The sequence below is a fragment of the Microbispora sp. NPDC088329 genome (assembly GCF_040685655.1).
Classification (GTDB): Bacteria; Actinomycetota; Actinomycetes; order Streptosporangiales; family Streptosporangiaceae; genus Microbispora.
In genome coordinates this window covers 163,474-186,709 of the sequence record NZ_JBFBIP010000008.1, presented here as the reverse complement: position 1 = coordinate 186,709, position 23,236 = coordinate 163,474, and the positions used below count along the sequence as shown (strand labels likewise).

23 protein-coding genes are annotated in these 23,236 nt (G+C 72.5%); 11 read left to right on the top strand and 12 right to left on the bottom strand.

Features of this window, described 5'->3' with window-relative positions; translation table 11 throughout:
• Positions 1-160: 160 nt before the first annotated feature.
• On the bottom strand, positions 161-1,531 hold the full coding sequence (locus AB0O28_RS17730; RefSeq protein WP_363641287.1) for an MFS transporter: 1,371 nt from the start codon (positions 1,529-1,531) through the stop codon (positions 161-163).
• Positions 1,532-2,001: 470 nt separating this feature from the next.
• Between AB0O28_RS17730 and AB0O28_RS17725 the strand changes: the two genes are divergently transcribed.
• Entirely contained in the window at positions 2,002-2,823 is an 822-nt protein-coding gene (locus AB0O28_RS17725) for a peptidoglycan recognition family protein (RefSeq protein ID WP_363641285.1), read from the top strand.
• A gap of 102 nt (positions 2,824-2,925) precedes the next feature.
• Here AB0O28_RS17725 and AB0O28_RS17720 read toward each other — a convergent pair whose 3' ends face one another.
• Complete coding sequence (locus AB0O28_RS17720; RefSeq protein WP_363641283.1) at positions 2,926-4,314, bottom strand: hypothetical protein; 1,389 nt, start codon at positions 4,312-4,314, stop codon at positions 2,926-2,928.
• A 367-nt stretch (positions 4,315-4,681) separates the two neighbouring features.
• On the opposite strand from AB0O28_RS17720, the gene AB0O28_RS17715 reads away from it, so the two are divergent.
• The 3 genes from AB0O28_RS17715 to AB0O28_RS17705 all read left to right on the top strand — a co-directional run bounded on the left by AB0O28_RS17715 (position 4,682) and on the right by AB0O28_RS17705 (position 6,278).
• Positions 4,682-5,332, top strand: a complete 651-nt coding sequence (locus AB0O28_RS17715; RefSeq protein WP_363641281.1) for a class E sortase — start codon at positions 4,682-4,684, stop codon at positions 5,330-5,332.
• 16 nt (positions 5,333-5,348) lie between these two features.
• Positions 5,349-5,489, top strand: a complete 141-nt coding sequence (locus AB0O28_RS17710) for a hypothetical protein (protein WP_363641279.1) — start codon at positions 5,349-5,351, stop codon at positions 5,487-5,489.
• A 183-nt stretch (positions 5,490-5,672) separates the two neighbouring features.
• Positions 5,673-6,278, top strand: coding sequence for a snapalysin family zinc-dependent metalloprotease (locus AB0O28_RS17705; RefSeq protein WP_363641277.1), 606 nt, complete (start codon positions 5,673-5,675; stop codon positions 6,276-6,278).
• Between the two features lie 92 nt (positions 6,279-6,370).
• Here the strand turns inward: AB0O28_RS17705 and mshC are convergent, their stop codons facing one another.
• The 6 genes from mshC to AB0O28_RS17675 form a co-directional block, all read right to left on the bottom strand.
• The gene (gene mshC / locus AB0O28_RS17700) at positions 6,371-7,582 is read right to left on the bottom strand and encodes a cysteine--1-D-myo-inosityl 2-amino-2-deoxy-alpha-D-glucopyranoside ligase (RefSeq protein ID WP_363641275.1); all 1,212 of its coding nucleotides are present in this window, start codon (positions 7,580-7,582) and stop codon (positions 6,371-6,373) included.
• A 10-nt stretch (positions 7,583-7,592) separates the two neighbouring features.
• Positions 7,593-8,357 carry an NRDE family protein gene (locus AB0O28_RS17695; protein WP_363641273.1) on the bottom strand — a complete coding sequence of 255 codons (765 nt, stop codon included), beginning with the start codon at positions 8,355-8,357 and terminating at the stop codon, positions 7,593-7,595.
• Positions 8,358-8,451: 94 nt separating this feature from the next.
• A complete protein-coding gene (locus tag AB0O28_RS17690) occupies positions 8,452-9,213 on the bottom strand; it encodes an SCO1664 family protein (RefSeq protein WP_363641271.1) in 762 nt (253 codons plus the stop codon).
• Positions 9,214-9,256: 43 nt separating this feature from the next.
• Positions 9,257-9,823, bottom strand: a complete 567-nt coding sequence (locus AB0O28_RS17685; RefSeq protein ID WP_363641269.1) for a DUF3090 domain-containing protein — start codon at positions 9,821-9,823, stop codon at positions 9,257-9,259.
• 9 nt (positions 9,824-9,832) lie between these two features.
• Positions 9,833-10,534 (bottom strand): histidine phosphatase family protein, encoded by a 702-nt coding sequence (locus tag AB0O28_RS17680; protein ID WP_363641267.1) that lies wholly within the window; start codon positions 10,532-10,534, stop codon positions 9,833-9,835.
• On the bottom strand, positions 10,531-11,349 hold the full coding sequence (locus AB0O28_RS17675) for an undecaprenyl-diphosphate phosphatase (RefSeq protein WP_363641265.1): 819 nt from the start codon (positions 11,347-11,349) through the stop codon (positions 10,531-10,533). The genes AB0O28_RS17680 and AB0O28_RS17675 overlap by 4 nt, the downstream gene beginning before the upstream one ends.
• Positions 11,350-11,384: 35 nt before the next feature.
• Here AB0O28_RS17675 and AB0O28_RS17670 point away from each other — a divergent pair, with 35 nt between their 5' ends.
• Both AB0O28_RS17670 and AB0O28_RS17665 read left to right on the top strand, forming a co-directional pair.
• Entirely contained in the window at positions 11,385-12,323 is a 939-nt protein-coding gene (locus tag AB0O28_RS17670; protein WP_363641263.1) for an aldo/keto reductase, read from the top strand.
• A gap of 150 nt (positions 12,324-12,473) precedes the next feature.
• Entirely contained in the window at positions 12,474-13,547 is a 1,074-nt protein-coding gene (locus tag AB0O28_RS17665) for a hypothetical protein (RefSeq protein ID WP_363641261.1), read from the top strand.
• 16 nt (positions 13,548-13,563) lie between these two features.
• Here the strand turns inward: AB0O28_RS17665 and AB0O28_RS17660 are convergent, their stop codons facing one another.
• Positions 13,564-14,787 carry an acyl-CoA dehydrogenase family protein gene (locus AB0O28_RS17660; RefSeq protein WP_363641259.1) on the bottom strand — a complete coding sequence of 408 codons (1,224 nt, stop codon included), beginning with the start codon at positions 14,785-14,787 and terminating at the stop codon, positions 13,564-13,566.
• Between the two features lie 152 nt (positions 14,788-14,939).
• Between AB0O28_RS17660 and AB0O28_RS17655 the strand changes: the two genes are divergently transcribed.
• The 5 genes from AB0O28_RS17655 to AB0O28_RS17635 all read left to right on the top strand — a co-directional run bounded on the left by AB0O28_RS17655 (position 14,940) and on the right by AB0O28_RS17635 (position 20,435).
• The gene (locus AB0O28_RS17655; RefSeq protein WP_363641257.1) at positions 14,940-15,860 is read left to right on the top strand and encodes a LysR family transcriptional regulator; all 921 of its coding nucleotides are present in this window, start codon (positions 14,940-14,942) and stop codon (positions 15,858-15,860) included.
• Between the two features lie 104 nt (positions 15,861-15,964).
• Positions 15,965-17,098, top strand: a complete 1,134-nt coding sequence (sfnG, locus tag AB0O28_RS17650; RefSeq protein WP_363641255.1) for a dimethylsulfone monooxygenase SfnG — start codon at positions 15,965-15,967, stop codon at positions 17,096-17,098.
• Positions 17,099-17,102: 4 nt separating this feature from the next.
• Entirely contained in the window at positions 17,103-18,311 is a 1,209-nt protein-coding gene (locus AB0O28_RS17645) for an SfnB family sulfur acquisition oxidoreductase (protein WP_363641253.1), read from the top strand.
• Between the two features lie 127 nt (positions 18,312-18,438).
• Positions 18,439-19,596 carry an LLM class flavin-dependent oxidoreductase gene (locus AB0O28_RS17640; RefSeq protein WP_363641251.1) on the top strand — a complete coding sequence of 386 codons (1,158 nt, stop codon included), beginning with the start codon at positions 18,439-18,441 and terminating at the stop codon, positions 19,594-19,596.
• Positions 19,597-19,811: 215 nt separating this feature from the next.
• Complete coding sequence (locus tag AB0O28_RS17635) at positions 19,812-20,435, top strand: DUF2690 domain-containing protein (protein WP_363641249.1); 624 nt, start codon at positions 19,812-19,814, stop codon at positions 20,433-20,435.
• Positions 20,436-20,501: 66 nt separating this feature from the next.
• Here the strand turns inward: AB0O28_RS17635 and AB0O28_RS17630 are convergent, their stop codons facing one another.
• The 3 genes from AB0O28_RS17630 to AB0O28_RS17620 all read right to left on the bottom strand — a co-directional run bounded on the left by AB0O28_RS17630 (position 20,502) and on the right by AB0O28_RS17620 (position 23,175).
• On the bottom strand, positions 20,502-21,455 hold the full coding sequence (locus AB0O28_RS17630; RefSeq protein WP_363641247.1) for a helix-turn-helix domain-containing protein: 954 nt from the start codon (positions 21,453-21,455) through the stop codon (positions 20,502-20,504).
• Between the two features lie 226 nt (positions 21,456-21,681).
• Positions 21,682-22,446 (bottom strand): enoyl-ACP reductase FabI, encoded by a 765-nt coding sequence (gene fabI / locus AB0O28_RS17625; protein WP_363641245.1) that lies wholly within the window; start codon positions 22,444-22,446, stop codon positions 21,682-21,684.
• Between the two features lie 24 nt (positions 22,447-22,470).
• Positions 22,471-23,175 (bottom strand): beta-ketoacyl-ACP reductase, encoded by a 705-nt coding sequence (locus tag AB0O28_RS17620; protein ID WP_363641243.1) that lies wholly within the window; start codon positions 23,173-23,175, stop codon positions 22,471-22,473.
• Between the last annotated feature and the right edge of the window lie 61 nt (positions 23,176-23,236).

Below are 23,236 nucleotides of genomic sequence, written 5' to 3'. Positions count from 1 at the left end.
CTGTTACCGCTGTGCTACAAGGCGCCAACCGCCCTAACTTCGGCGAGCGCGGCGTGTGAGAGACCCCGTCGTCTCGAAAGCTGACTTGTGCTGACGCCGTCTGTGAGGCGCGAGCCCGGCAGAGGCGGGTGCCGTGCGGGCGCCCGCGAGCGGCCGCGTCTCAGATTCGGGCCGCCGCCAGGCTCGGTGCGGCCTTCGCGCCGAAAGTCCGCATGTAGCAGAACCAGGTGAGCGCGAAGCAGATCGCGTAGAAGGCGGCGAAGGCCGCCAGCGCCGCCCCCGCGCCGCCGGTGGCCGAGATGGAGCTGCCGAACCCGCGGTTGATGAAGAACCCGCCGAACGCGCCGATCGCGGAGATGAACCCGATGGCCGCCGAGGCGTCGCGCTTGCCGGTCGCCAGCGCCTCCTCGTACGCGGGGGTGCCGGGCTCGACGCCGGCGACCGCCTTGGCCCGGAAGATGGCCGGGATCATCCGGTACGTCGAGCCGTTGCCCACGCCCGCGGTGCCGATCAGCAGCATGAAGGCGGCGAAGAACAGCACGATGCTGTGGGCGGACATGGCCTGCCAGACGAGCAGGACCGAGGCGATCATCGCGGCGAAGTTCCAGAACGTCACCGAGGCGCCGCCGAGGCGGTCCGCCAGCCAGCCGCCGGCCGGGCGGATGAGCGACCCGGCCAGCGGGCCGAGGAACGCGAGGGAGATCAGTCCGGCGTGCTCGGGGAACTGCGACTTGATCAGCAGCGGGAAGGCCGTCGAGTAGCCGATGAACGAGCCGAACGTGCCGATGTAGAGCACCGACATGATCCAGGTCTGGGCCCGGCCGGCCGCCCTCGCCATCTCCCTCGGCTCGGCCCTCGCCGAGGTGAGGTTGTCCATGAAGAAGTAGGCGCCGACAGCGGCGGCCAGGACGAACGGCACCCAGAACAGCCCGGCGGCGGCCAGGCCGAAGGCGCCGATGACCAGCGGCATCAGCAGCTGCACGGAGCTGACGCCGATGTTGCCGCCGGCGGCGTTCAGGCCGAGGGCGGCGCCCTGCCTGCTCTGCGGATAGAAGTGGGTGATGTTGGCCATGCTGGAGGCGAAGTTGCCGCCGCCGAGCCCGGCCGTCGCCGCGATCGCCAGGAAGGCCCAGTAGGGCGTGCCCGGGTCGTTCACGGCCACCGCGAGCAGGACGGCGGGGACCAGCAGCAGCATCGCGCTGACGACCGTCCAGTTCCGGCCGCCGAACCGGGCGGGCGCGAAGGTGTAGGGGATGCGCAGCGCGGACCCCACCAGGTTGGGCAGCGACACGATCCAGAAGAGCTGGTCGGTGGAGAACTTGTAGGCGCCGAGCTTGACGGAGACGATGCTCCACACGGTCCACAGAGTGAAGCCCAGGTGCTCGGCCAGGATCGAGAACGCCAGGTTCCGCCGTGCCGTCTTCTTGCCGGTGCGCTCCCAGAAGACGGGGTCGTCCGGTCTCCAGTCGCCGATCCAGCGGCCCTTCCGGGGTTCTTCCGGGGCCGTGCGCGCCGCCTGCGTCGCCGTCATCGCTCCTCCTGGGTCCTTGTCAGCTGGGGCCGATAACAGAAGCTAGGAAGAGCGCGTTACGCACATTGACCATGCGTGACCGTGCGGCCGTTACATGTGCCGCACCCGCGAAACATGCAATCCACAGGCATAACGGATGCAACGTCGGGTTAACACGGGCGCGCCCTTCGCGCGGCCCGCGTTTCGCCCGCGTGACATCGCGCGACCTGTGCCCGAGCGGCGCCGTCACGCAAGGTCAGCACACCGGCCCCGGCCCGTACGCGGGTATTTCGGATAATTACCGCGATCACGGTAGTGCTATTCGATGACCGGCCTGTGTGAATTCCGCCGGAGGAATGGCACGGACATTTCGGTTGACATGCGACCGGTTTTGCGTCGGCAGGAATATCCGCGACGGGGAAAGGGGATATCGATGCCGCCTCCCGCCGTATGAGGGCCCCCGAGGGCCCGCACGCACTCGGGGAGGACGGATGCCAGCGATCTCACGCCGCGCGTTTCTTTCGACGGGACTCCTCTGGCCGGTATGCCTGCCCGCCGCGATCCTGACCGCGCAGAGCGGGATCATCGCGACGGCCACGCCCGCCTGGGCCGGTGGCCGTCCACGGCGGCCGCGCGTGTACACCCGGTCGGACTGGAAGGCCGATCCACCCAGAAGCAAGGCCGAGGTGCTCGACCGTGCGCCCGACCGGCTCGTCGTCCACCACACGGCGACGGCGAACACGGGCCCCACCGACCTCGAGGCGGCATTCCGGCTGTCGCGGACGATCCAGCGCTACCACATGAAGCACAACGGCTGGGAGGACATCGGCGAGCAGTTCACCGTCAGCAGGGGCGGCTATGTGATGGAGGGCCGCAACCGCTCGCTGCCGGCCGTCGAGTCGGGCAAGCACGTGATGGGCGCGCAGGCGGCCGACCACAACAATCACACGCTGGGCATCGAGACCGAGGGGACGTACACCGCCGGCCTGCCTCCCGCCCGCCAGCTGTCCGCGCTGACCGCGCTGCTGGCCTGGCTGTGCGACGTGTACGACCTCGACCCGCACGAGGCCGTCATCGGCCATCGTGACCTCAACCGGACGGCCTGCCCCGGCGACCGCCTCTACGCGTACCTGCCCCAACTGCGGGACGACGTCGCCCGCCGGCTCGGCGAGCGGGTGCCCGCGCGCGCCGAGGCCCCGCCGCCGCGGCTCGCGCTGCCCGCCGGCCCGTATGAGGGAACCGCGCTCGTCGGCGACCTGCCGTACGAGCACGGCCCCGCGGTGGGCCCGCACGACCTCACGAGGCGCGGCTGACGGAAACGGAACGGGCGGCCCCCTGAGGTGCCGCCCGTGACCGTTCGTGCAGACGTTCGGTGTTCGACTCTCGGCCGGCGCGCCCGTCGCACCGGCGCCGGTCTACTCCGTGCCGGTGGACCGGCGGCGCCGCCACGGCAGCAGGCCGCATCCGAGGGCGAGTGCCAGCAGACCCGCGCCCGCCGCGCCCACGCCCGCGGGGGCGCCGGTGAACGGGAGCTGCGCGCCACCGGGGCCGCCAGGGCCTTCAGGCGCACCGCCCATCATCGGGGGAGCCTGCTCCTCCCCGGGAGCCTCCTCGGACTCCGACATCTCCGGCTCGTCCTCGTGATCCTCTTCGAGGCTCTCTTCGGGCTCCTCCTCCGTGGAAGCCTCGTCCGCCTGCTTCTCGGGCGCGAGGGCCGCCACGGGAGAGGCGTCGGCCTGCTGCATGGCGTTCTGCACGGGAGCGACCCCGCCGTTGTCACCCGTGCCGGCGGCGGGCGCCACGACGGGCTGCGCCTGGTTGTTGCCGTTGTTGTTCTGGGTGTCGTTGTAGGTGTAGGTCTGGGGCCAGTTGCTCCATGACCAGTTCCTCGGCTGAACCCAGTTGTTGTTGTTGCAGTTGCCGTTCGGGCAGTTGCCGTTCTCCACCGCCTCCGGCTCCGCGGCCTGTTGGGTCACGGCGACGGGCTCGGTCTCCACGACCGGCTCACGCTCCACCACCGGCTCGCTTTCCACGACCGGCTCGGTGTCGTTCCGGGCCTGTCGCACACCGTCGTGGTCCGCGTCGTCGTCCGCGTCGTCCGCATCGGCGTCCTCGGCGTCCTCCGAGTCGTCCTCGCCCGATACGCGGTCGCCGGCGAACGTGCCGTCCGCCGGCAGGCCGTCGTCTCCCGCCGGGCCGTTGTCACCCGCCAGGGCCAGTGTGTCGGCGGCCGCGGGCTCCTGCGCGCCGGCGGCGGCCGGCGCGAGAGCACTGACCGGCTTGACGTCCGTCGCGTCCTGGGTGTTCTGGGTGTTCTGCGCGGCCGGCGCGAGAGCACTGACCGGCTTGACGTCCGTCGCGTCCTGGGTGTTCTGAATGTTCTGCGCGTCCGCCGCGACCGGCGCCGGCTCGCTCTCGGCCGCCTTGGCGCCCGCGGTGTCCGCCGCGGCCTTCTCTCCGTCGGCACAGTCGCGGTCGGCGTCCGCGGCGACCGGAACGGCGTCCGTGACCGCGTCGGCCTCGGCGTCCTCCGTCACCGGAACGGCATCCGTGACCGCGTCGCTCTCGGTGTCCGCCGCCATCGGGACCGCGTCCGCGGCCGGGTCTTCCGCGTTCGGATCCGTCGAATTCGCGTTCTTCTCGCCCTGGACCGCGCCGCCCTCGTTCGCGTTCTCCGACGCCTGAGGATTGTCAAGCTGGGGCGAGTACTGCTCCGGCTGAGTGGCGGCCCTCGGCTCCGGCGAGCGGGTTTGCGCGTTGGCGATCCCGTGGGTGCCGAGTGTCAGGCCGCCCGCGACCGTCACCGCCAGAAGAACAGGTACAGTATTTTTTCGCGCCACTTTGGACTCCCGATAACGGTCGCTCAATCAATAGAGCATTTGCCCGGATTGCCAGCGACATTTCGCTGCCCGACTGTTGTATGCGCCCGGCGCGGAGCCACCTCATTTCGGCACACGGTGCTTACCGAAGGATCGTCCAGGTTTTCGCTTCATTGACCACAACCTCGCCGGCCGGGCGAAAGGGCAGGCCGGGAGGACCGTACGCGCCACGGGGAACGGGCGCCGCCGTGTTCGCCACCCTGGGGGCGGAGTGCCAAAGAATTCACCAATGGCCCCCATGTGGCCTTCATATGGACGGGGCCGGGCCGCACCCGGCGGCGATACTCGGTCCGTGCGCGGAGAAAACGACGGGGCCGCGAGAACGGCCGTACGGGTCGTCGGCGAGCTGTGCCTGCCCGCGGGGCTGGTCCTGCTGCTGTTCTACGCGTACCTGCTCTGGGGCACCGGAGCCCAGACCGAGCGGGAGCAGCGCGTGCTGCAGCAGCGGCTCGACGAGGTCTTCACCAGGGACAGGGTGCGCGCGAGCCCGGACGGGATCAGGCTCGGCGACGCCCTGGCGCTGCTGCGCATCCCCCGGCTGGGCGCCGGCTACCGGTTCGCCGTCGTCGAAGGCGTCGGCCCGGAGGAACTACGCAAAGGCCCCGGCCACTATCCCGGCACGGCGCTGCCCGGCCAGCTGGGCAACTTCGTGCTCTCCGGGCACCGGACCACGTACGCCGCGCCGTTCAACCGGATCGACGAGCTGCGGCGCGGCGACGACATCGTGGTGGACGCACGGGACGCCCGCTACACCTACGAGGTCACCCGCAAGGAGGTCGTGGATCCCGGCGAGATCGACGTCGTCGCTCCCGTCCCCGGCCACCCCGGACGGCGGCCCACGGCCGCGCTCATCACCATGACCACCTGCCACCCCGAGTTCTCCGCGGCGCAGCGCCTGATCGTCCAGGGCGTGCTCGTCCGCCGCGAGGAACGCCAGAGCTGACCGAGGGAGATCCGGCGTGTACAGATACCTCTGGCGGCGTCTGCCCGGCGGCACCGCGCTCCGGCTGGCCGTCGTGCTACTGCTGACCGGCGTCGCGGCGGCCGCCCTGTGGTACGTCGTGTTCCCCTGGCTGGCCCCCCGGGTGCCGCTCGGTTAGCGAAGCGCGTCCCGTGCCCCCATAACACGGCGGTAGGGGAAAACTGGCCTGTCCCCCCGCCGAGCCCGCCGAACGTACCGTGGCGGGTGCCCCACCCGAGACTCCACCGATCATCTGCGTGCCCGCGCCGCCGATTCTCCCGGCGCGCCTCGCGGTGGTCATCCCCCGACTGAGGAGACCCCGATGCACAACCCAAGGTTCCTCCGGGCCGTCTCGGCCCTGCTCCTGGGACTGGCCGTGCTGTTCACGGCGTCGCCGGCCCGGGCGGCCACACCGGCGGGCGAACCGGCGGCGAGCGGCGCGGCGGCGAGCGCCGTGCGCGTGCTGCGGTATGACGCGAGCCGGGCCGCCGAGTTCCGCACGGTGGTGGACCAGGCCGCACAGGTCTGGAACGCCGCCGTCGCCAACGTCCGGCTCGTGGCGGGCACGCCCGCCGACTTCGTGGTGCTCGCCGACGACGGCTGGCCCCGTACGAGCGTCAGCAGGCTGGGCCGTGGCACGATCTGGATGGGCCGGGAGGCGACCGCCGAGGGCTATTACCCCCTGCGCATCGCCGCCCATGAGATCGGCCACATCCTCGGCCTGCCCGACCGGCGCACCGGCCTGTGCACCGACCTGATGTCCGGTCACAGCGCCCCGGTGAGCTGCACCAACGCCAACCCCAGCGCAGCGGAGCGCCGCACGGTCGACGCGAACTTCGCCGGCTCCGCCCTCGTCGCCGGGGACCTCGCCGCCGGGCTCTTCGTCGACCGGGCGGACGCCGCCGGCGACCTGGTCTCCGCGCCTTAGCACGCGTCCGGCGCGGTCACCGCCCCCGAGGTCCGGGCCCCGGGGGCGGCCCGAGGACGCCACGTGGCCGGGAGAGCGTCACGAAGCGCGGATCAGAGGGCGATGCCGAGGAGCGCGTCGGCGACGTCGCGCACCAGCGCCGGGGAGGAGGCGTCGTCTCCCTCCGCCGCCGCCCAGGCGTCGATCACCGTGAGCGCGCCCGCGGCGTCGAGATCGTCGGCGAGACGCTCGCGCACCGCCGCCAGCACCGGGCCGCCCGCGGGGCCGGCCGGACGCGTCACCGCCGCCCGCCATCGCGCCAGCCTGTCCTCGGCGGCGGCGAGCTGATCCGGCGTCCACTCCCAGTCGGTGCGGTAGTGGTGCGGCAGCAGGGACAGCCGTACGGCCATGGGATCGGCCGTCTTCCGCAGTTTGGAGACGAACACGAGGTTGCCCCGGGACTTCGACATCTTCTCGCCGTCGAGGCCGACCATCCCCGCGTGGACGTAGGCCCGCGCGAACGGCCACTCGCCCGTGGCCACGTGGCCCTCGCAGGCGCCCATCTCGTGGTGCGGGAAGATCAGGTCGGAGCCGCCGCCCGCGACGTCGAAGCCGCTGCCCAGGTTGCGCAGGGCGATGGCGGTGCACTCCACGTGCCAGCCGGGCCTGCCGCGCCCGAACGGCGAGTCCCAGGACGGCTCTCCCGGCCGCTCGGCCCGCCACAGCAGCCAGTCGAGCGGGTGGCGCTTGCCCTCCCTGCCGGGGTCTCCCCCGCGCTCGGCGAACAGCTCCAGCATGGTCTCCTCGGAGTAGCCCGAGACCGCGCCGAACTTGGGCGCGGCGGCGACCGAGAAGTAGACGTCACCGTCGATCTCGTACGTGGCGCCCCGCTCGGCCAGCCGGGCGATCAGGTCGGCGATCTCCCCGACGGTCTCGGTGACTCCGACGTACTCGCGGGGCGGCAGGATGCGCAGCGCCTCCATGTCGGACCGGAACAGCTCGATCTCGCGCTCGCCCAGCGAGCGCCAGTCGGTCCCGGTGGCCGCGGCCCGCTCCAGCAGGGGGTCGTCCACGTCGGTGGCGTTCTGGGTGTAGTGCACGTCGTGGCCGTTGTCCCGCCACACCCGGTTGACCAGGTCGAAGGCGAGATAGGTGTTCGCGTGCCCGAGGTGGGTGGCGTCGTACGGCGTGATACCGCAGACGTACAGCCGGGCCTCACCGGCGGGCGCCGTCCCCCGCACCTCACGGGCGGCGGTGTCGTACAAGCGGAGCGGAATGCCCAAACCAGGTAGTTCGGGGACATTCGGAGCAGACCACGATCGCATGGTGTGAAGCCTATCCGCGAGCGCGGCGGACCGGTTCAGCCGGTCTGCTCCACGAGACGTCGATCTCGTGCCAGGTGGCGGTGTCGTCCGGCTGCGGGCAGAAGTCGTAGCGCAGCCCCTCCTCCGCGAGGGCGACCAGCGTCACCGACAGACTGGCGAAGACCCGCCCGTCCGGCAGCCGCCGGCGCATGACCAGTGCGCGGGGATCGTCCAATGGCATTCCCGCGCCCGACGCGGGGTCGAGCCACTCCCCCCAGAACCGCTCGGACGAGCCGCCCGTGGTCCACCCGGGCCGGACGGCCCTGGCGAAGCGGGGCACGAACCAGGCGGTGCGCGGCCGGCCCTCGCTCCGGTCCCAGCCGCTGTTCACGATCCCGTGCACGCCCTCGGGCAGCTTCTCCTCGGACAGGGTCTCACCGTCCCAGCTCCACAGCCGTACGCCGTCGAGCCCGCCGAGAACAAGATGGAAGGGGTCGTACCAGGACAGGTCGAGCGGCGGCAGCTCCCCCGCGGCGGCGGCGAGGAGCGGCAGCTCACCGCGCGAGTGGCGGCGTCCGGCCGGGGCCGCGGCGCCCTCGCCGTTCAGCAGCGCGGCCACGCGCCGCCCGGCGGGGTCGGCGGCCAGCCAGGTGCCGCCCGCCTCCAGGTCGCGGCCTCCGATCAGCCCTGGATACGCGGGCCAGTGACGATCCGGCGACATCCAGGGCCGCGTGACGAACTCGTCACGCACTCCCGCGAGGAGCACCGGCGTGGCGGCCTCCGGCTCGACGCTCACGATGACCGTACACAACGCGTGTTCCCTCCAATAACGGTAGAGACCCCTGCAGAGTGCACAATCCACGCGTTTTGCGCAAGCCTGCCTGCGGTGATCAAATCGGAGGCCAGGGGATCGCCGGCCAGTCTTCGGAGGGGTGCGGGTGGACCCCCGTGGTCAGCAGCCTCTTGACCCGCTCCCACGTGGCCTCCACCTCGGCCTGGGTAAGCAGCTCGCGCAGGCGCCTGCCGAGGCGCCCCCGCTCGATCTCGCGCTCCAGCCGCACCAGCACGTTGACCGCCTCGCGCGGGAGCGTCTTGCCGCGCCACTGCCACAACACGGTGCGGAGCTTGTCCTCCACCGCGAAACACACCCCGTGGTCGACCCCGTACACGTGCCCGTCGGGCAGCGGCAGCAGGTGACCGCCCTTGCGGTCGGCGTTGTTCACCACCGCGTCGAACACGGCCATGCGGCGCAGGGCGGGGTTGCGGCTGCGCATCAGGGCCATCAGGTCGGTCTCGGGATCGGCGTCGATCCACAGCTGCACCATCCCCGGGCCGAAGGGCCCGTCCCGGTAGACGGTCGGCGGCACGATGCGCCATCCGGTCGCGGCCGCCACCTCGTAGGCGGCCACCTCCCGGGCCGCCAGCGTTCCGTCCGGGAAGTCCCACAGCGGACGCTCCCCGCGCACCGGCTTGTACACGCACGCCGCCGCGTGCTCGCCGTTGCCGATCGAGCAGTAGAGAGTCATGTTCGTGGCCTCGACGAGTCGTCCGGCCACTTCTAAGGTGCCCTCCCGCAGCAGGCGCATGGCCGCCGCGTCGTCCAGCCCCGGCCCGTCCACGTCGCTGATACTCGCCTCGCCCTCGGCCGTCATCCGCTTCCCCGCCCGCACGGCGCGAGGCCGCGCTTCCACCCGCTCATGCCGACAGTCTCCCGGGGTGGTGGCCGTTGAGCCGTACGCAGATGTGGCCCTCGGGGTCGAGGGGCCGGCCGCACAACGGGCACGGCGGGCGGCCCGCGGCGACCACCTCCAGCGCGCGGCGGCTGAACGCGCGGGCGGCGGCGGCGCTGATCCGCACCCTGAGGACGGCCGGCTCGGGCCGGTCGTCCAGCGGCGGCTCGTCCTCCTCGTCGCCCTCGGTCGCCTCCTGCGCCTCTATGATCACCTGCGCGGTCTCGGGATCCCAGGCGAGCGCCATCGTCCCCACCCGGAAGTCCTCGTCGATCGGCAGTTCGAGCGGGCCCTCGTCGGCCAGCTCCGTGGGGGCCATGGCAGGGACCGGCGCGCGCCCGCCGCTGCGCCGCAGCACCTCGTCGAGCAGCTCGTCGAGGCGGTCGGCCAGCACGGCGACCTGAAACTTCTCAAGCGCCACCGTGGTGATCCTGCCCTGGCCTCGGGCCTGCAGGAAAAAGGCTCGTGCGCCCGGTTGCCCCACGGCACCGGCCACGAACCTGTCAGGCGGATCGTAGTCGAAGACCGGCATAGCCCGACCTTATGTGGTCCCGGGTCCGCCGCCGACGGCGGCGTCGCTTCCGGTGCTGTTTTCTCCCCCGTCGCCGTCCCCCGACACCTCCGGCGGAGGAACCAGGTTGGCCACTCCCCCGCCCACGTCGTTCGCCCTGAGCAGGAAGGGGCGAAGGGGGGTGTAGCGGATCACCGTGACGGACGTGGGATCGGCGGTGATCCGCTGGAACTGGTCCAGGTGCAGGCCCAGCGCGTCGGCCACGATCGCCTTGATCACGTCCCCGTGGCTGCACACCAGGTAGGTGGCCTTCTCGCCGAGCCGCTCGTTCCAGTCGCGTACCGCCCGCACGGCCCGGCTCTGCACCTCCGCCAGGGCCTCGCCGCCGGGGAACACCGCCGCACTGGGATGGGCCTGCACGACCCGCCACAGCGGCTCCTCGGCGAGCTCCTTCAACGGCCTGCCCGTCCAGTCGCCGTAGCCGCACTCGCCGAACCTGTCGTCGGTCTCGACCGTGAGCGCGCGCCCCTCGGCGATGGCGGCGGCGGTCTCCCGGCACCGCTCCAGCGGGCTGGACACGATGGCGTCCAGCTCCAGGGGCGCCAGCCGTTCGGCCACCGCCCGTGCCTGCTCCCTGCCACGCTCGTCCAGATGGACGCCCGGGGTCCAGCCGGCCAGCACCGGGCCGGTCATCGCGGTGAGCCCGTGCCGTACGAGCAGGACGGTCGTCATGATTGCACCACCCCGAGGGCCAGCAGCGTGAGGAGGAACGTTCCGGCGAAGACGCGGTAGACGACGAAGACGAGGGTCGAGTGGCGCGCCACGTACCGCAGCAGCCAGGCGATCGCGGCGTAGCCCACCACGAACGACACGACGGTCGCGATCAGGGTCGGCACGACCGGCGGCCCGCCGCCCTCTCCGACGTCGCGCAGCTCGAACAGCCCGGACAGCACCACGGCGGGGATCGACAGCAGGAACGAGTAGCGGGCGGCGGCCTCGCGCGTGTAGCCCAGGAACATCGCGCCGGTCATCGTCGAGCCCGAGCGGGAGGCGCCGGGGATCAGCGGCGCCATCTGCCAGACACCGATGATCAGGCCGTCGCGCATGGTGAGGTCGGCGACCTCCTTCTTCTTGCGGCCCAGTTGCTCGGCGGCGAGCAGCAGCAGGCCGAAGACGATGAGCATGGCGGCGTTCAGCCACAGGTTGCGGGCCGGGCCCTCGACCGCGTCCTTGAACAGCAGGCCGGCGACGCCGATCGGGATCGTGCCGAGCCCGATGTACCAGCCCATCCGCGCGTCGAGGTCCCCGCGCAGCTCCGGCGTCCACAGGCTGCGCAGCCAGGTCCAGAAGATGCGAACGATGTCGCGCCAGAAGTAGATGAGCACCGCGAGCATGGTGCCGAGCTGGATCACCGCGCTGAACGCGGCACCGGGGTCGTCCCATCCGGCCAGCTTGGGCACGATCAGCAGGTGGGCCGAGCTGGAGATGGGCAGGAACTCGGTGAGACCCTGCACGAGCCCGAGCACGATCGCCTGTAGTACGTCCATGGTGCGGACAGCCTATCGGCTAGTCTGTCGGCACAATGGACCAGCGATTAGTCGGGCGCAGCGGCCTGTCGGTGTCCAGGATCGGTCTCGGCACGATGACCTGGGCCCGCGACACCTCCGCGGAGGAGGCGACCGCACAGCTGACCGCGTTCACCGAAGCGGGCGGCACGCTGATCGACACCGCCGACGTGTACGGCGGGGGCGACGCGGAGCGCCTGATCGGACGGCTCATCCGCGACGTGGTGCCACGCTCGGAGCTGGTCATCGCCACCAAGGCCGTGCTCGCCCCCGGCGGTGAGCGCGACGCCTCCCGCCGCCACCTCATCCGCGCGCTCGACGCCTCCCTGGCCCGGCTCGGGCTCGACGAGGTCGACCTGTGGCAGCTCCACGCGTTCGACCCCCGCGTGCCGCTGGAGGAGACCCTCGCCGCGGTCGACTTCGCCGTCTCCACCGGGCGTACGGCCTACGCGGGCGTGTGCAACTACACGGGCTGGCAGCTCGCGGCCGCCGCCACGTGGCAGCGGTGCGGCGACGCGCGGGCGCCGATCGTCGCGGCGCAGGTGGAGTACTCCCTGCTGTCCAGGGACGCCGAGGAGGAGCTGCTGCCCGCCGCCGGGCACGTGGGCGCCGGGGTCCTCGCCTGGTCGCCGCTGGGACGCGGCGTGCTGACCGGCAAGTACCGCACCGGCATCCCCGCGGACTCCCGCGCCGCCACCCCGCACTTCGCCGAATTCGTCCAGCCGTACCTGGACGAACGGTGCCGCAGCATCGTGGAGTCGGTGAGCACGGCGGCCGAGGGACTCGGCGTGTCGCCGCTCGCCGTGGCACTCGCCTGGGTGCGCGACCGCCCGGGCGTGTCGTCGGCGATCGTCGGCGCGCGCACTCACGCGCAGCTCCTCGGCGTGTTGCAGGCCGAGAAGCTGACGCTGCCGTGGGAGATACGCGAAGCTCTGGACGACGTCTCCGACCCCTGATCCCCGCGCCGGGACCGGGGGCGAACGAGAATCGTCCTCACGTATCACACATCGATACCGAACTGCAACTTTCTACTGCATAACCCCGCGCTCTGGCGAAGAGTGGCGGGTATGTCGGGGGATGGACCAGAGCACTGCGGAAGGGGACACATGGGGATCGTAGGCAAGGCCTCCGCGATCTCCGCCGGGGCTCTCGCGATCACCCTGGCAGGAGGACTCCCTCTCGCCGCATCCCCGGCACAGGCGCTCGACTGCACGGGAGGCGGCGGGCTGGTCTCGGGCATCACCGGCGGCGTCTGCTCCCTCGTGGACGGCGTGGGCCGCCTGGCGGACGGCGTGACCGACGTCGCGGACAAGGCCACCGGCGGAGTGACGGAACCCGTGACCAAGGTCGTGGACAACACCCTGAAGACGACCACCGGAGCCGCGGGCACGGCGGTGCACGACGTCGGCAAGACGGTCGACAAGGCCGGACGGACGCTCAGCGGGGCGGCGGACACCGCGGCGGGCGCGGCATCCGGGGCCGCGCCCGCCGCGACCGGCGCCGCATCCGGGGCGGCCGGCAAGGTGAGCGAAGCGGCGGACACCGCGGTCGGCGCGGCCACCGAAGCGACGCGGACGGCGACGGAAGCGGTGACGGGCGGCGACGCGGGCGGGCACAGCCCCGCTCCCGGTGTCCAGAAGCTCACCGACGGCCTGACGCGTACCGTACAGGACACCTGCCTGCCGCTGGTCGCGGGCGAGGGCTGCGCGTCCCGCGATGACCACGAGGGGACCGAGGGCGCGCAGAGCACGCGAAAGGCGCGGCCGGCCGGCAAGAAGACGGCACGGCCGAAGGCGTCCATGACGCCCGAGGGCACCCTTCCGGCCGAGCCGTACCGGCCGCGTCTCGTCGCGGCGCGCGACGACGCGCCGGAGACGGCCCACCCGTCCAAGGTGAATCCCGACAAGGAGGGCGTGATCCCCCTCCTGTGGCCCGGACAGAAGCTCCCCCGGCTGCCCGAACTGCACGGCGGCCCGGCGGGGGCGTCCGCGCGGGCCCACCGGTCCTACGACACCCTGGGGACGGCCCTCACCGCGGCGCTGCTGCTGTCGGCGCTGCTCGCCACGCGCGTCGTCTCCGCCCGGCGGGCGCGCGCCGGGCAGCAGGAGCCGCGCGAGTCGATCCCGTTCGAGGGCGGCCTGCGGCTGCCGGGCAAGACCGGCCGCCACCGGCTCGCCTGAGCCCGGGGCCCCGCGCTCAGGAATACCAGGTGGGCTCGGGGATCTCGTCTCGCAGGCGGTGGACGCCCACCTCACGGCGCTTGTACGCCACGGGGTCGTGCAGGGTGTGGGTGCGCACGTTGCGCCAGAACCGGTCGAGCCCGTATCGGGACGCGGTCGAGCGGGCTCCCGTCGCCTCGAAGATCCGCGAGGTGACCTCCAGAGCCACGTCGGTGGCGTGGGCCTTGACCGCGGCCACCCGCACCTCGTGCTCCCCGCGCAGGCGGGGGGTGACCTCGTCCGGGTTGAGGTGGAGCCACAGGCCCTCCCTCGCGACCTCGTCGGCCAACGCCTCGGCCGCCCACAGCTTGGCGGTGAGGTCGCCGTAGAGGTCGATGACGTACGGCTCGTCGACCGCGCGCTCGTGCCCGCCGTGCAGCCACGGGCGGGTGTGCTCCCTCGTGTACGCAAGCGCCGTCTCCAGAGCCCCCCTGGCGATGCCGAGGTAGAAGTTGACGAACACGAGCTGGATCGTGGGGACGTTGAGGGTGGCGTAGACGCGCGGCCGGAACTCCTTGTCCACGTAGCCGAGGGCGTCGCTCCACGGCGCGCGCACGCCGGCGACCGTGACGCTGCCGCTCTCGGTCAGCCGCTGGCCGATGTTGTCCCAGTCGTCGTGGAAGGTCAGCCCCTCGGCGGCGGACGGGACGATGGCGAAGACGTGCTTGTCCGTGCCCTCCAGCACGCCCTCCAGGACCGTGACGTCGGAGACCTTGCTGCCGGTGGAGAAGGTCTTGCGGCCGTCGAAGACGAGGGTGTCGCCCTCGTCGCGCACGACGATGTCCCGGTCGCGGGGGTTGACGGCCCCGCCGAAGAACCACCGGTGCCGGGCGGCGTCGGCCTCGACGCGCTCCCACTGCTCGCGGGTGCCCACCAGGCGCGCCGCCCAGTTCCACAGGTAGTGATAGCCGAGCAGTTGCCCGATGGAGCCGTCGGCCGCGGCCACCTCGCGGACGACGCGGTAGGCGGTGGGCCAGTCCTGCCCCGCGCCGCCGTGCTCGGCCGGTCCGAGCAGCGTGACCAGGCCGGAGTCCTTGAGCAGCCCGATCTCCGCGTACGGCGTCTTCGCGGCTTTGTCACGCTCGGCGGCGTCCACGGCGAGGACGGCCGCCACCTCCCCGGCACGGGCGATCCACTCGTCGGGAGTGCGCGGCGTCGGGCCGTCCGTCCAGTCCGCCCGGCCGGTGTGAGCGATGGTCACGTGTCGTCTCCTCTCGTGTGCGGCGCGTCGCGCCGTCTCTCGCTCACCAGGTTAGGCAACATTCTTTACTTGTTAAGTAGGAAAATTGCCGAACGGACGGTAGGGTCGCCCTTGAACACCACCGGCGAACCCCGTGGACGAGGTGCACGACGATGCGCATCGAGCAGCTTGAGTACATCCGTGCGGTGACCCGCCTCGGCTCGCTGCGCCGGGCGGCCGGCCATCTGCACCTGTCCCAGCCGGCCCTGAGCGAGACCGTGCGCAACCTGGAGCGCGAGCTCGGCGTCGACCTCCTGGAACGGCGCCGGTCCGGCGCCACGATCAGCGACAAGGGCCGCGAGCTGCTGCCGTACATCAACGGAGTGCTGGAGGCGGTGGACCGCCTGCGCGGCGCGGCCGACGAGCAGCACCGCACGGCCCGCCTGGTCAGGCTGGGCACGGTCAACGCGGCCACCGTCCCGCTGCTGATCCCCGCCGTACGGGCGTTCCGCGAGGCCCATCCGGCGACGCAGGTCGAGGTCGTCGGCGCACAGCAGGCCGAGATCCACCGGCGCATCCGGGAGGGGAGCTTCGACCTCGGCCTGGTGAACTACCTGAGCGGCGACGACCTGCCGCCCGACCTCGCCACGACCGAACTGCTGCGCGGCCGCCCCGTCGTGTGCGTGCGCCCGGACAGCCCGCTCGCCTCGCTGCCCGCGGTCGAGGTCGCCGATCTCCTCCTCGAGCCTCTGATCGTGATGCGCGCCGGTTATGTCATGCACCGCCTGGTTCACCGCCTCCTCGGCGGGAGGACGCCGTCGTTCTCGTATTCGACGGACGGCGCGGAGATGGGCAAGCTGATGGTGGCCGAGGGGCTCGGCGCCACCGTGCTTCCCGAGTTCAGCGTGGCCGGCGACCCTCTCCTGCGCAGCGGCGCGATCACCTACCGGCCGCTGGCGCGGCGCGTGGCGGAGGTCCTCCTGGTGATCCAGTCACAGCGCGCCGCGTCCGGCCCCCGGGTCGCCCGCGACCTGCACCGGTTCCTCCTGGACCGGGCGCGCGAGTGCGGTGACGGCACGCGCGTCGCGGGCTGAAAGGGCGGCCCTATCACTCCCCCGCCGATCGTGTGTGGAACTTCCGGCATGACCGCCATACGATTCCTATTGTCTGAGTAGGAAATGCATGGAAGGGGTCCTTCGTGTCCGCGAACGTCAGTTCCGAGCCGCTGCGGTTCGCCTATTGGGTGCCCAACGTCAGCGGCGGGCTCGTCACCAGCACGATCGAGCAGCGCACCGACTGGAGCTACGACTACAACCGGAAGCTGGCGGTGCTCGCGGAGAACAACGGCTTCGAGTACGCCCTGTCCCAGGTGCGGTACATGGCCAGCTACGGCGCCGCCTTCCAGCAGGAGTCGACGAGCTTCAGCCTGGCGCTGCTGCTCGCCACCCAGCGGCTGAAGGTGATCGCCGCCGTGCACCCGGGCCTGTGGCATCCGGCGGTGCTGGCCAAGCTGCTCAGCACCGCCGATCACCTCGCGGGCGGCCGGGCCGCCGTCAACGTGGTGAGCGGCTGGTTCAAGGGCGAGTTCACCGCCCTGGGCGAGCCGTGGCTGGAGCACGACGAGCGCTACCGCCGGGCCGAGGAGTTCATCCGCGTCCTTCGGGCGAGCTGGACCGAGGACAAGGCCCGGTTTCAGGGTGACTTCTACCGGCTGCACGGATACGACCTGCAGCCCAAACCGCTCTCCGGGCCGGACCGCCCGCACCCCGAGATCTTCCAGGGCGGCAACTCCACGGCCGCGCGCGCCATGGCCGGCCGGGTGTCGGACTGGTACTTCAGCAACGGCAAGGACTTCGACGGCGTCACCGAGCAGATCGAGGAGGTCGGCGCGGCGGCGCGGGCCCACGGCCGCCGGGTACGGTTCGGCCTGAACGGCTTCCTCATCGCCAGGGACACCGAGGCCGAGGCACGCGAGACGCTGCGCGAGATCGTGGCCAAGGCCGACGTCGAGGCGGTCCACGGGTTCCGCGACGCGGTCCGCCAGGCCGGCCGGTCCACCCAGGACGGACGGGGGATGTGGGCCGACTCCTCCTTCGAGGACCTGGTGCAGTACAACGACGGCTTCCGCACCCGCCTCATCGGCACGCCGGAGCAGATCGCGCACCGGGCGATCGAGTACAAGAAGCGCGGCGTCGACCTGCTCCTGCTCGGCTTCCTGCACTACCACGAGGAGGTCGAGTATTTCGGCCGCCACGTGCTGCCCATCATCCGCGAGCTGGAGGACGAACTCGCGGCCAAGGGCGCCTTTCCGGTGGAACCGGCCCGGGCCTGATCCCATGACCGATCTCGTCGACACGCCCGGGACCGCGCACGTCGTCGCCGGCGACGAGGAGGCCCTCGCCGTCGCCGCCGAGCTGGCCCGCCGGTTCGCGAGCGGCGCCGCCGGACGCGACGCCCGCCGCGAGCTCCCGCACGCCGAGCTGGCCGAGCTGTCGGCGAGCGGCCTGCTCGGCGTCACCGTCCCCCGCGAGCACGGCGGCGCCGACGTGCGGACCGCCACGCTGGCGGAGGTCGTCCGCCTGCTCGCCACCGCCGACCCCAACATCGCCCAGATCCCGCAGAGCCACTTCGTGTACGTCAACGTGCTGCGGCAGCAGGGGTCGGCGGCGCAGCGCGCGTTCTTCTTCGCCGAGGTCCTTGCGGGCAGGCGGTTCGGCAACGCCCAGTCGGAGGCGGGCACCCGGCACGTGCAGGACTACCGCACCCGGCTGCGTCCCGCCGACGACGGCGGCTTCGTCCTCGACGGCGTCAAGCACTACTCGACCGGAGCCCTGTTCGCCGACTGGATCACCGTGCTGGCCAAGGACCCCTCCGACCGGCTCGTCGTCGCTTATGTGCCGGCCGGCGCGCCCGGCCTCACGGTCGTGGACGACTGGGAGGGCATGGGCCAGCGCACCACGGCCAGCGGCACCGTCCGGCTGGAGGGCGTGCGGGTGCCGGCCGACCGCGTGGTCCCCCATCACCTGACGTTCACCGGGCCGCAACTGCACGGCGCCCACGCGCAGCTGCTGCACGCCGCGATCGACGTCGGCATCGCCCGCGCCGCGCTCACCGAGGCGGCCGAGTTCGTGCGCACCCGCAGTAGGCCGTGGTTCGAGAGCGGCCTCGACGCCGCCGCCGACGACCCCCTGACGATTCAGCGCTTCGGAGAGCTGGAGGTCTCCGTACGGGCCGCGGAGGCGCTTCTGGGCGAGGCCGGGCGGGCGGTGGACCGCGCGCGGGAACGGCTCGACGACGAGACCGCCGCGGCGGCGTCCATCGCGGTCGCCACGGCGAAGGCGTTCGCCGACCCGGCCGCCGTCGAGGTGAGCGACGCGCTGTTCGAGGTGTCCGGCACCAGGTCGGCGCTCGACTCGCTGAACCTGCACCGGCACTGGCGCAACGCCCGCACCCACACCCTGCACGATCCGGTGCGCTGGAAGATCCAGCACATCGGCAGGTACGCGCTGAACCGGACCCCGCCCCCACGGCACGGCCTGATCTGATCCCGGATCCGGCCCATCCGCGTCCGGTCCCCGTCTGACGGAGGTTCCGCCATGTCCGCCATCGTCGTCCTGTCCGGCAGCCCTCCGCCGCGCCGTCGGCTGCCGGCCGCGTCCTGAGGGGAGTCCCATGACACTGACGTTCCACTGGTTCCTGCCCACGTACGGCGACAGCCGTTACCTCGTCGGCGGCGGGCACGGCACGGACATCACCACGGCAGGCGGGGACCGGCCGGCCACCCTGACGTACCTGGGCCAGATCGTGCGCGCCGCCGAGCAACTCGGGTTCGAGGGCGCCCTCACCCCGGCCGGCGCCTGGTGCGAGGACGCCTGGCTGACCACCGCCATGCTGGTCGCGAACTCCGAGCGGCTGAAGTTCCTGGTCGCCTTCCGGCCCGGGCTGCTGTCGCCCACGCTCGCCGCGCAGATGGCCGCCACGTTCCAGCGGCACTCGTCCGGGCGCCTGCTGGTCAACGTCGTCACCGGCGGCGAGGACCACGAGCAGCGCGCCTACGGCGACTTCCTCGCCAAGGACGAGCGCTACGAGCGCACCGACGAGTTCCTCACGGTCGTACGCGCCCTGTGGCGCGGGGAACGGGTCACCCTGGAGGGCAGGCACGTCAGGGTCGCGGACGCCGCGCTGAGCCGGGTGCCGTCCCCGGTGCCTGCCGTGTACTTCGGCGGATCGTCCCCGGCCGCGGGCCCGGTGGCGGCGCGGCACAGCGACGTCTACCTGACCTGGGGCGAGCCGCCCGCACAGGTCGCCGAGAAGCTCGCCTGGATCCGCCGGGAGGCCGCCGCCGCCGGCCGCGAGGTGCGCTTCGGCATCCGGCTCCACGTGATCAGCCGGGACACCTCGGCGCAGGCGTGGGCGGAGGCCGAGCGCCTGCTGTCCGCGCTCGATCCGGAGGTCGTCGCGTCGGTCCAGGCGGGTCTGTCGCGCAGCGGGTCGGAGGGGCAGCGGCGGATGCGGGCCCTGCACGGGGGCCGCACCGACGCGCTTGAGGTCTCGCCGAACCTGTGGGCCGGGGTGGGCCTGGTCCGCGGCGGCGCGGGCACGGCCCTGGTGGGCAGCCACACCGAGGTGGCGGAGCGGATCGAGGAGTACCACGCGCTCGGCATCGACGAGTTCGTGCTGTCCGGTCATCCGCACCTGGAGGAGGCCTACTGGTTCGGCGAGGGCGTGCTGCCCCTGCTGCGCCGCAGGGGACTGTGGCGGCACCCGGTGGACGCGCCCGAAGACACCTCCCCCGCCGCTATCCCGTTCGCCGGCGCCGCGTCACGGTGATGTCCCGGTGACATGTCCCGGGTTCGCGGGCGCCGCGTGCCGTGTGACGCCGCCCGGTTTCACGCGTTGATGCGCGGCGCACGGTGTGACGGGTTGGTGCGCGTTGATGCCCGTTGGTGCGGCTGCGCGCCCTGCCGTCGCCACATCCGATCGCGGCGGGTTATCCATTTCCCGGTGGCACCGGTAAGGGTGCCGGGCAGGGAGGGAGAAGTTCCGTGACGAGGTGGAGCGTCCTGCGCGCCGGTTTCAAGGCACTCGCCGTCGGTCCGGTCGCCGCGGCCGTCGTGCTCGCGGGGACCGCTACGGGAGCGTGGGCCGGGCAGGGATCGGGCGCGGGTTCGGGATCGGGTTCCCCGCCGGCTCCCTCCGGATCGCGAGGGGCCAACGCGGGACCGGCGCCGGCGGGGACCGAGCCGGGGCGCCTGCCCCACCGCTCGGGAACACTGTGCTCGCTCAACCCCGGCAGGGGGCTGTGCGACGGAACCGACCCCGTCGACACCGGATGCGACTCCGACGCGTACACCGTCGCCAGTTCGAGGCTCTGGTTCCACGACCGGAACGGACGCCCGGCCTGGCGCGCGGACGCCACGGTCGAACTGCGCTACTCCCGCACGTGCCGGACCAACTGGTCCAGGGTCACGGCCGGCGGAGGGCACAGGGGCCCGCTGACGGTCGAGGTGTGCCGCGGCACCGGCTCCGGCGCCTGTACGGAGGCCTACGTCTCCTATGGCACCGACGCGTACTCCGACCAGGTCTACGCGCCGGACGTGGTCGCCACGGCGTACGCCTGGTGCTGCGGCGCCGGGCCGGCCACCGCGAGCGCCCGGGCACGGGGGTGAGCGGCCCCCGCGGCGCGAACGCCCGAGCGCGAGGCCGAGCGGGCGGGTGAGGGGAGCCGGGCGGGGTCAGCGCAGACAGCGGGTCCTCGCGTGGGGGCCTTCCCCCTGCCCGGTGACCACCCATCCCTCCACCCACACGCACCCGGGAGCGAGGGAGAGCATGTCGCCGTAGCTGCCGGGCGGGGTGTTGTTGGACCACTGGGAGCGGACCTGGGCCTTGTCCGCCGGGCGGTGCGCGGCGAGCCAGACCGTGTAAAGGCGGGGATTGTCGAAGTACGCCGACGCCCAGGCCGTGTCGCACCCGGGGCTGCGCCGCAGCCGGAGCGTCCCGAACCTCGTGCCGTCCGGCAGGTCGAGCGGGACCGCGTCGAGCGTCTCGATGGTCTCGAGGTCGGTCCCGCACCCGCGGGCGCGGGGATCGTCGCCGTCCATGTCCTCGGCCCTGCTCGCGTCCACCACCCGTTCGGTGACGTGCTGGTTGCGCGCCCGCCAGCCGGGCGCGAGCCCGTCGTGCCCGGCGAGACCGAGCGCCGTCGCGCCGACGGCCCCGAGGGCCACGAGGACGGCGAGGGCCGCGACCGGTGCGGGCAGGCTCCGGCGGCCTGTCGACCGGCCGGCACTGCCGCGCACGAGATTGGCGCCGGGCCGGCCTCCCGCCCCGCCGGACGCGCCGGACGATACGGCCCCCGCTGCGCCGGGCGCCGGGCACGGATCGACGTCGACGGCGGGCTCCGCCGATGCCCTCGCGGACGCCGACAGCTCCTCGCTGACCTGCTGCCAGCGCCGCGCCCACGCGTCCTCGTCGCCGCCGCAGGCCCGTACGAAGGCGAGCGTGACCTCCAGGCTCGGGAGTGCGCGGCCGCCCGCGGCCCGCGACAGGACCGTGGGCGAGTAGTGCGCCCTTTCCGCCAGAGCACGGTAGGGGGGCGACCCGGCCTCCTCGCGCAGCCGCCGCAACGCGACGGCGAACGCCTGTACGGGCCCTTCCTCGGGGCTGAGGTCGCGCTCTGGTCGTCCCATGGTCCCCACACCGGAGTCTCGGCGGCCACGTCGCCGCGGGCGACGCCGTCCGGCGGCATACGGGGACGGGGCGGCCCGGGCACCACGCTCGCTGACAGCCCAAGCCCACTCACGAGAACGGGCGGGAGTCAGACACGCCCAGATGCTAAGCGCGGGGACGGGCCGCGGCAAGACTGCGCCGCGGCCCGTGAGCCCGCGGAACGCGGGACGACGCGAGGGGACGCCGTCAGACGCCCATCGCGTGCACGCCGCCGTCGACGTGGACGATCTCGCCGGTGGTGGCGGGGAACCAGTCGGACAGCAGCGCCACGCACGCCTTGGCGGCGGGGGCGGTGTCGGCCAGGTCCCAGCCGAGCGGGGCGCGCTCGGGCCAGGCCTCCTCGAACTCCTTGAACCCGGGGATGCTCTTGGCCGCCATCGTGCGCAGCGGACCGGCGGCGACGAGGTTGACCCTGATGCCGTGCTTGCCCAGGTCCCGGGCGAGGTAGCGGGAGCACGACTCCAGCCCGGCCTTGGCCACGCCCATCCAGTCGTAGACCGGCCACGCCTTGGTCGCGTCGAAGTCCAGGCCGACGACCGCGCCGCCTTCCTTCATCAGCGGCAGGCAGGCGACGGCGAGCGACTTGAACGAGAACGTCGAGACGTGGACCGCCGTGGCGACGTCCTCCCAGGAGGTGTTGAGGAAGTTGCCGCCGAGGCAGGACTGCGGGGCGAACCCGATCGAGTGGACGATTCCGTCCAATCCGTCGAGGTGCGCACCGACCCGGTCGGCGAGCGTGTCGAGGTGGTCGTCGTTCTGGACGTCCAGTTCGATCACCGGCGGCGGCTCGGGCAGCCGCTTGGCGATGCGCTCGACCAGGCTGAGGCGGCCGAAACCGGTCAGCACGACCTGGGCGCCCTCCTCCTGGGCCAGCTTCGCCACGTTGAAGGCGATCGACGAGTCGGTGAGGACGCCGGTGACCAGCAGTCGCTTCCCGTCCAGCAAACCCATGTCCAGCTCCAGTCTGTCGTTCGCTCAGTGGCCCATGCCGAGGCCGCCGTCCACGGGGACGACCGCCCCCGTGATGTAGGAGGCGTCGTCGCTCGCCAGGAACCTGACGACCCGGGCGATCTCCTCGGCCTGCGCCTGCCGCCCGAGCGGGATGCTCTTGCGGATCTGCTCCTGCTGCGCCTCGTCGAGCACCGCGGTCATGTCGGTCTCCACGAACCCGGGCGCGACCACGTTGACCGTGATGCCGCGCGAGCCGAGCTCACGGGCCAGCGACCGGCCGAAGCCGACCAGGCCGGCCTTGGAGGCGGCGTAGTTGGTCTGGCCGGCGGAGCCGGACAGGCCGACGACGGAGGAGATCAGGATGATGCGCCCGCGCCGCAGCCGCAGCATGGGCCGCACAGCCCGCTTGGCGACGCGGTAGGCGCCGGTCAGGTTCGTGTCGATGACGTCGGTGAAGGTCTCCTCCTTCATCATCGGCAGCAGCGTGTCCTTGGTGATCCCCGCGTTGGCGACGACCACCTCGACCGGGCCGTGCTCGGCCTCGGCCTTCTCGAAGGCGGCGTCGACGTCGGCGGAGCTCGTCACGTCGCAGCGAACCCCGAACAGCCCCTCCGGGGGCTCGCCGGAACGGTAGGTGACGGCGACGGCGTCCCCCGCGGCGGACAGCTCGCGGGCGATCGCGAGGCCGATGCCGCGATTTCCGCCGGTGACGAGAACAGAGCGAACCATGCGACCGACCGTATCGGCTACCCGGGGGTATTCCACTTGTCCGCTGGGCACAAGATCACAG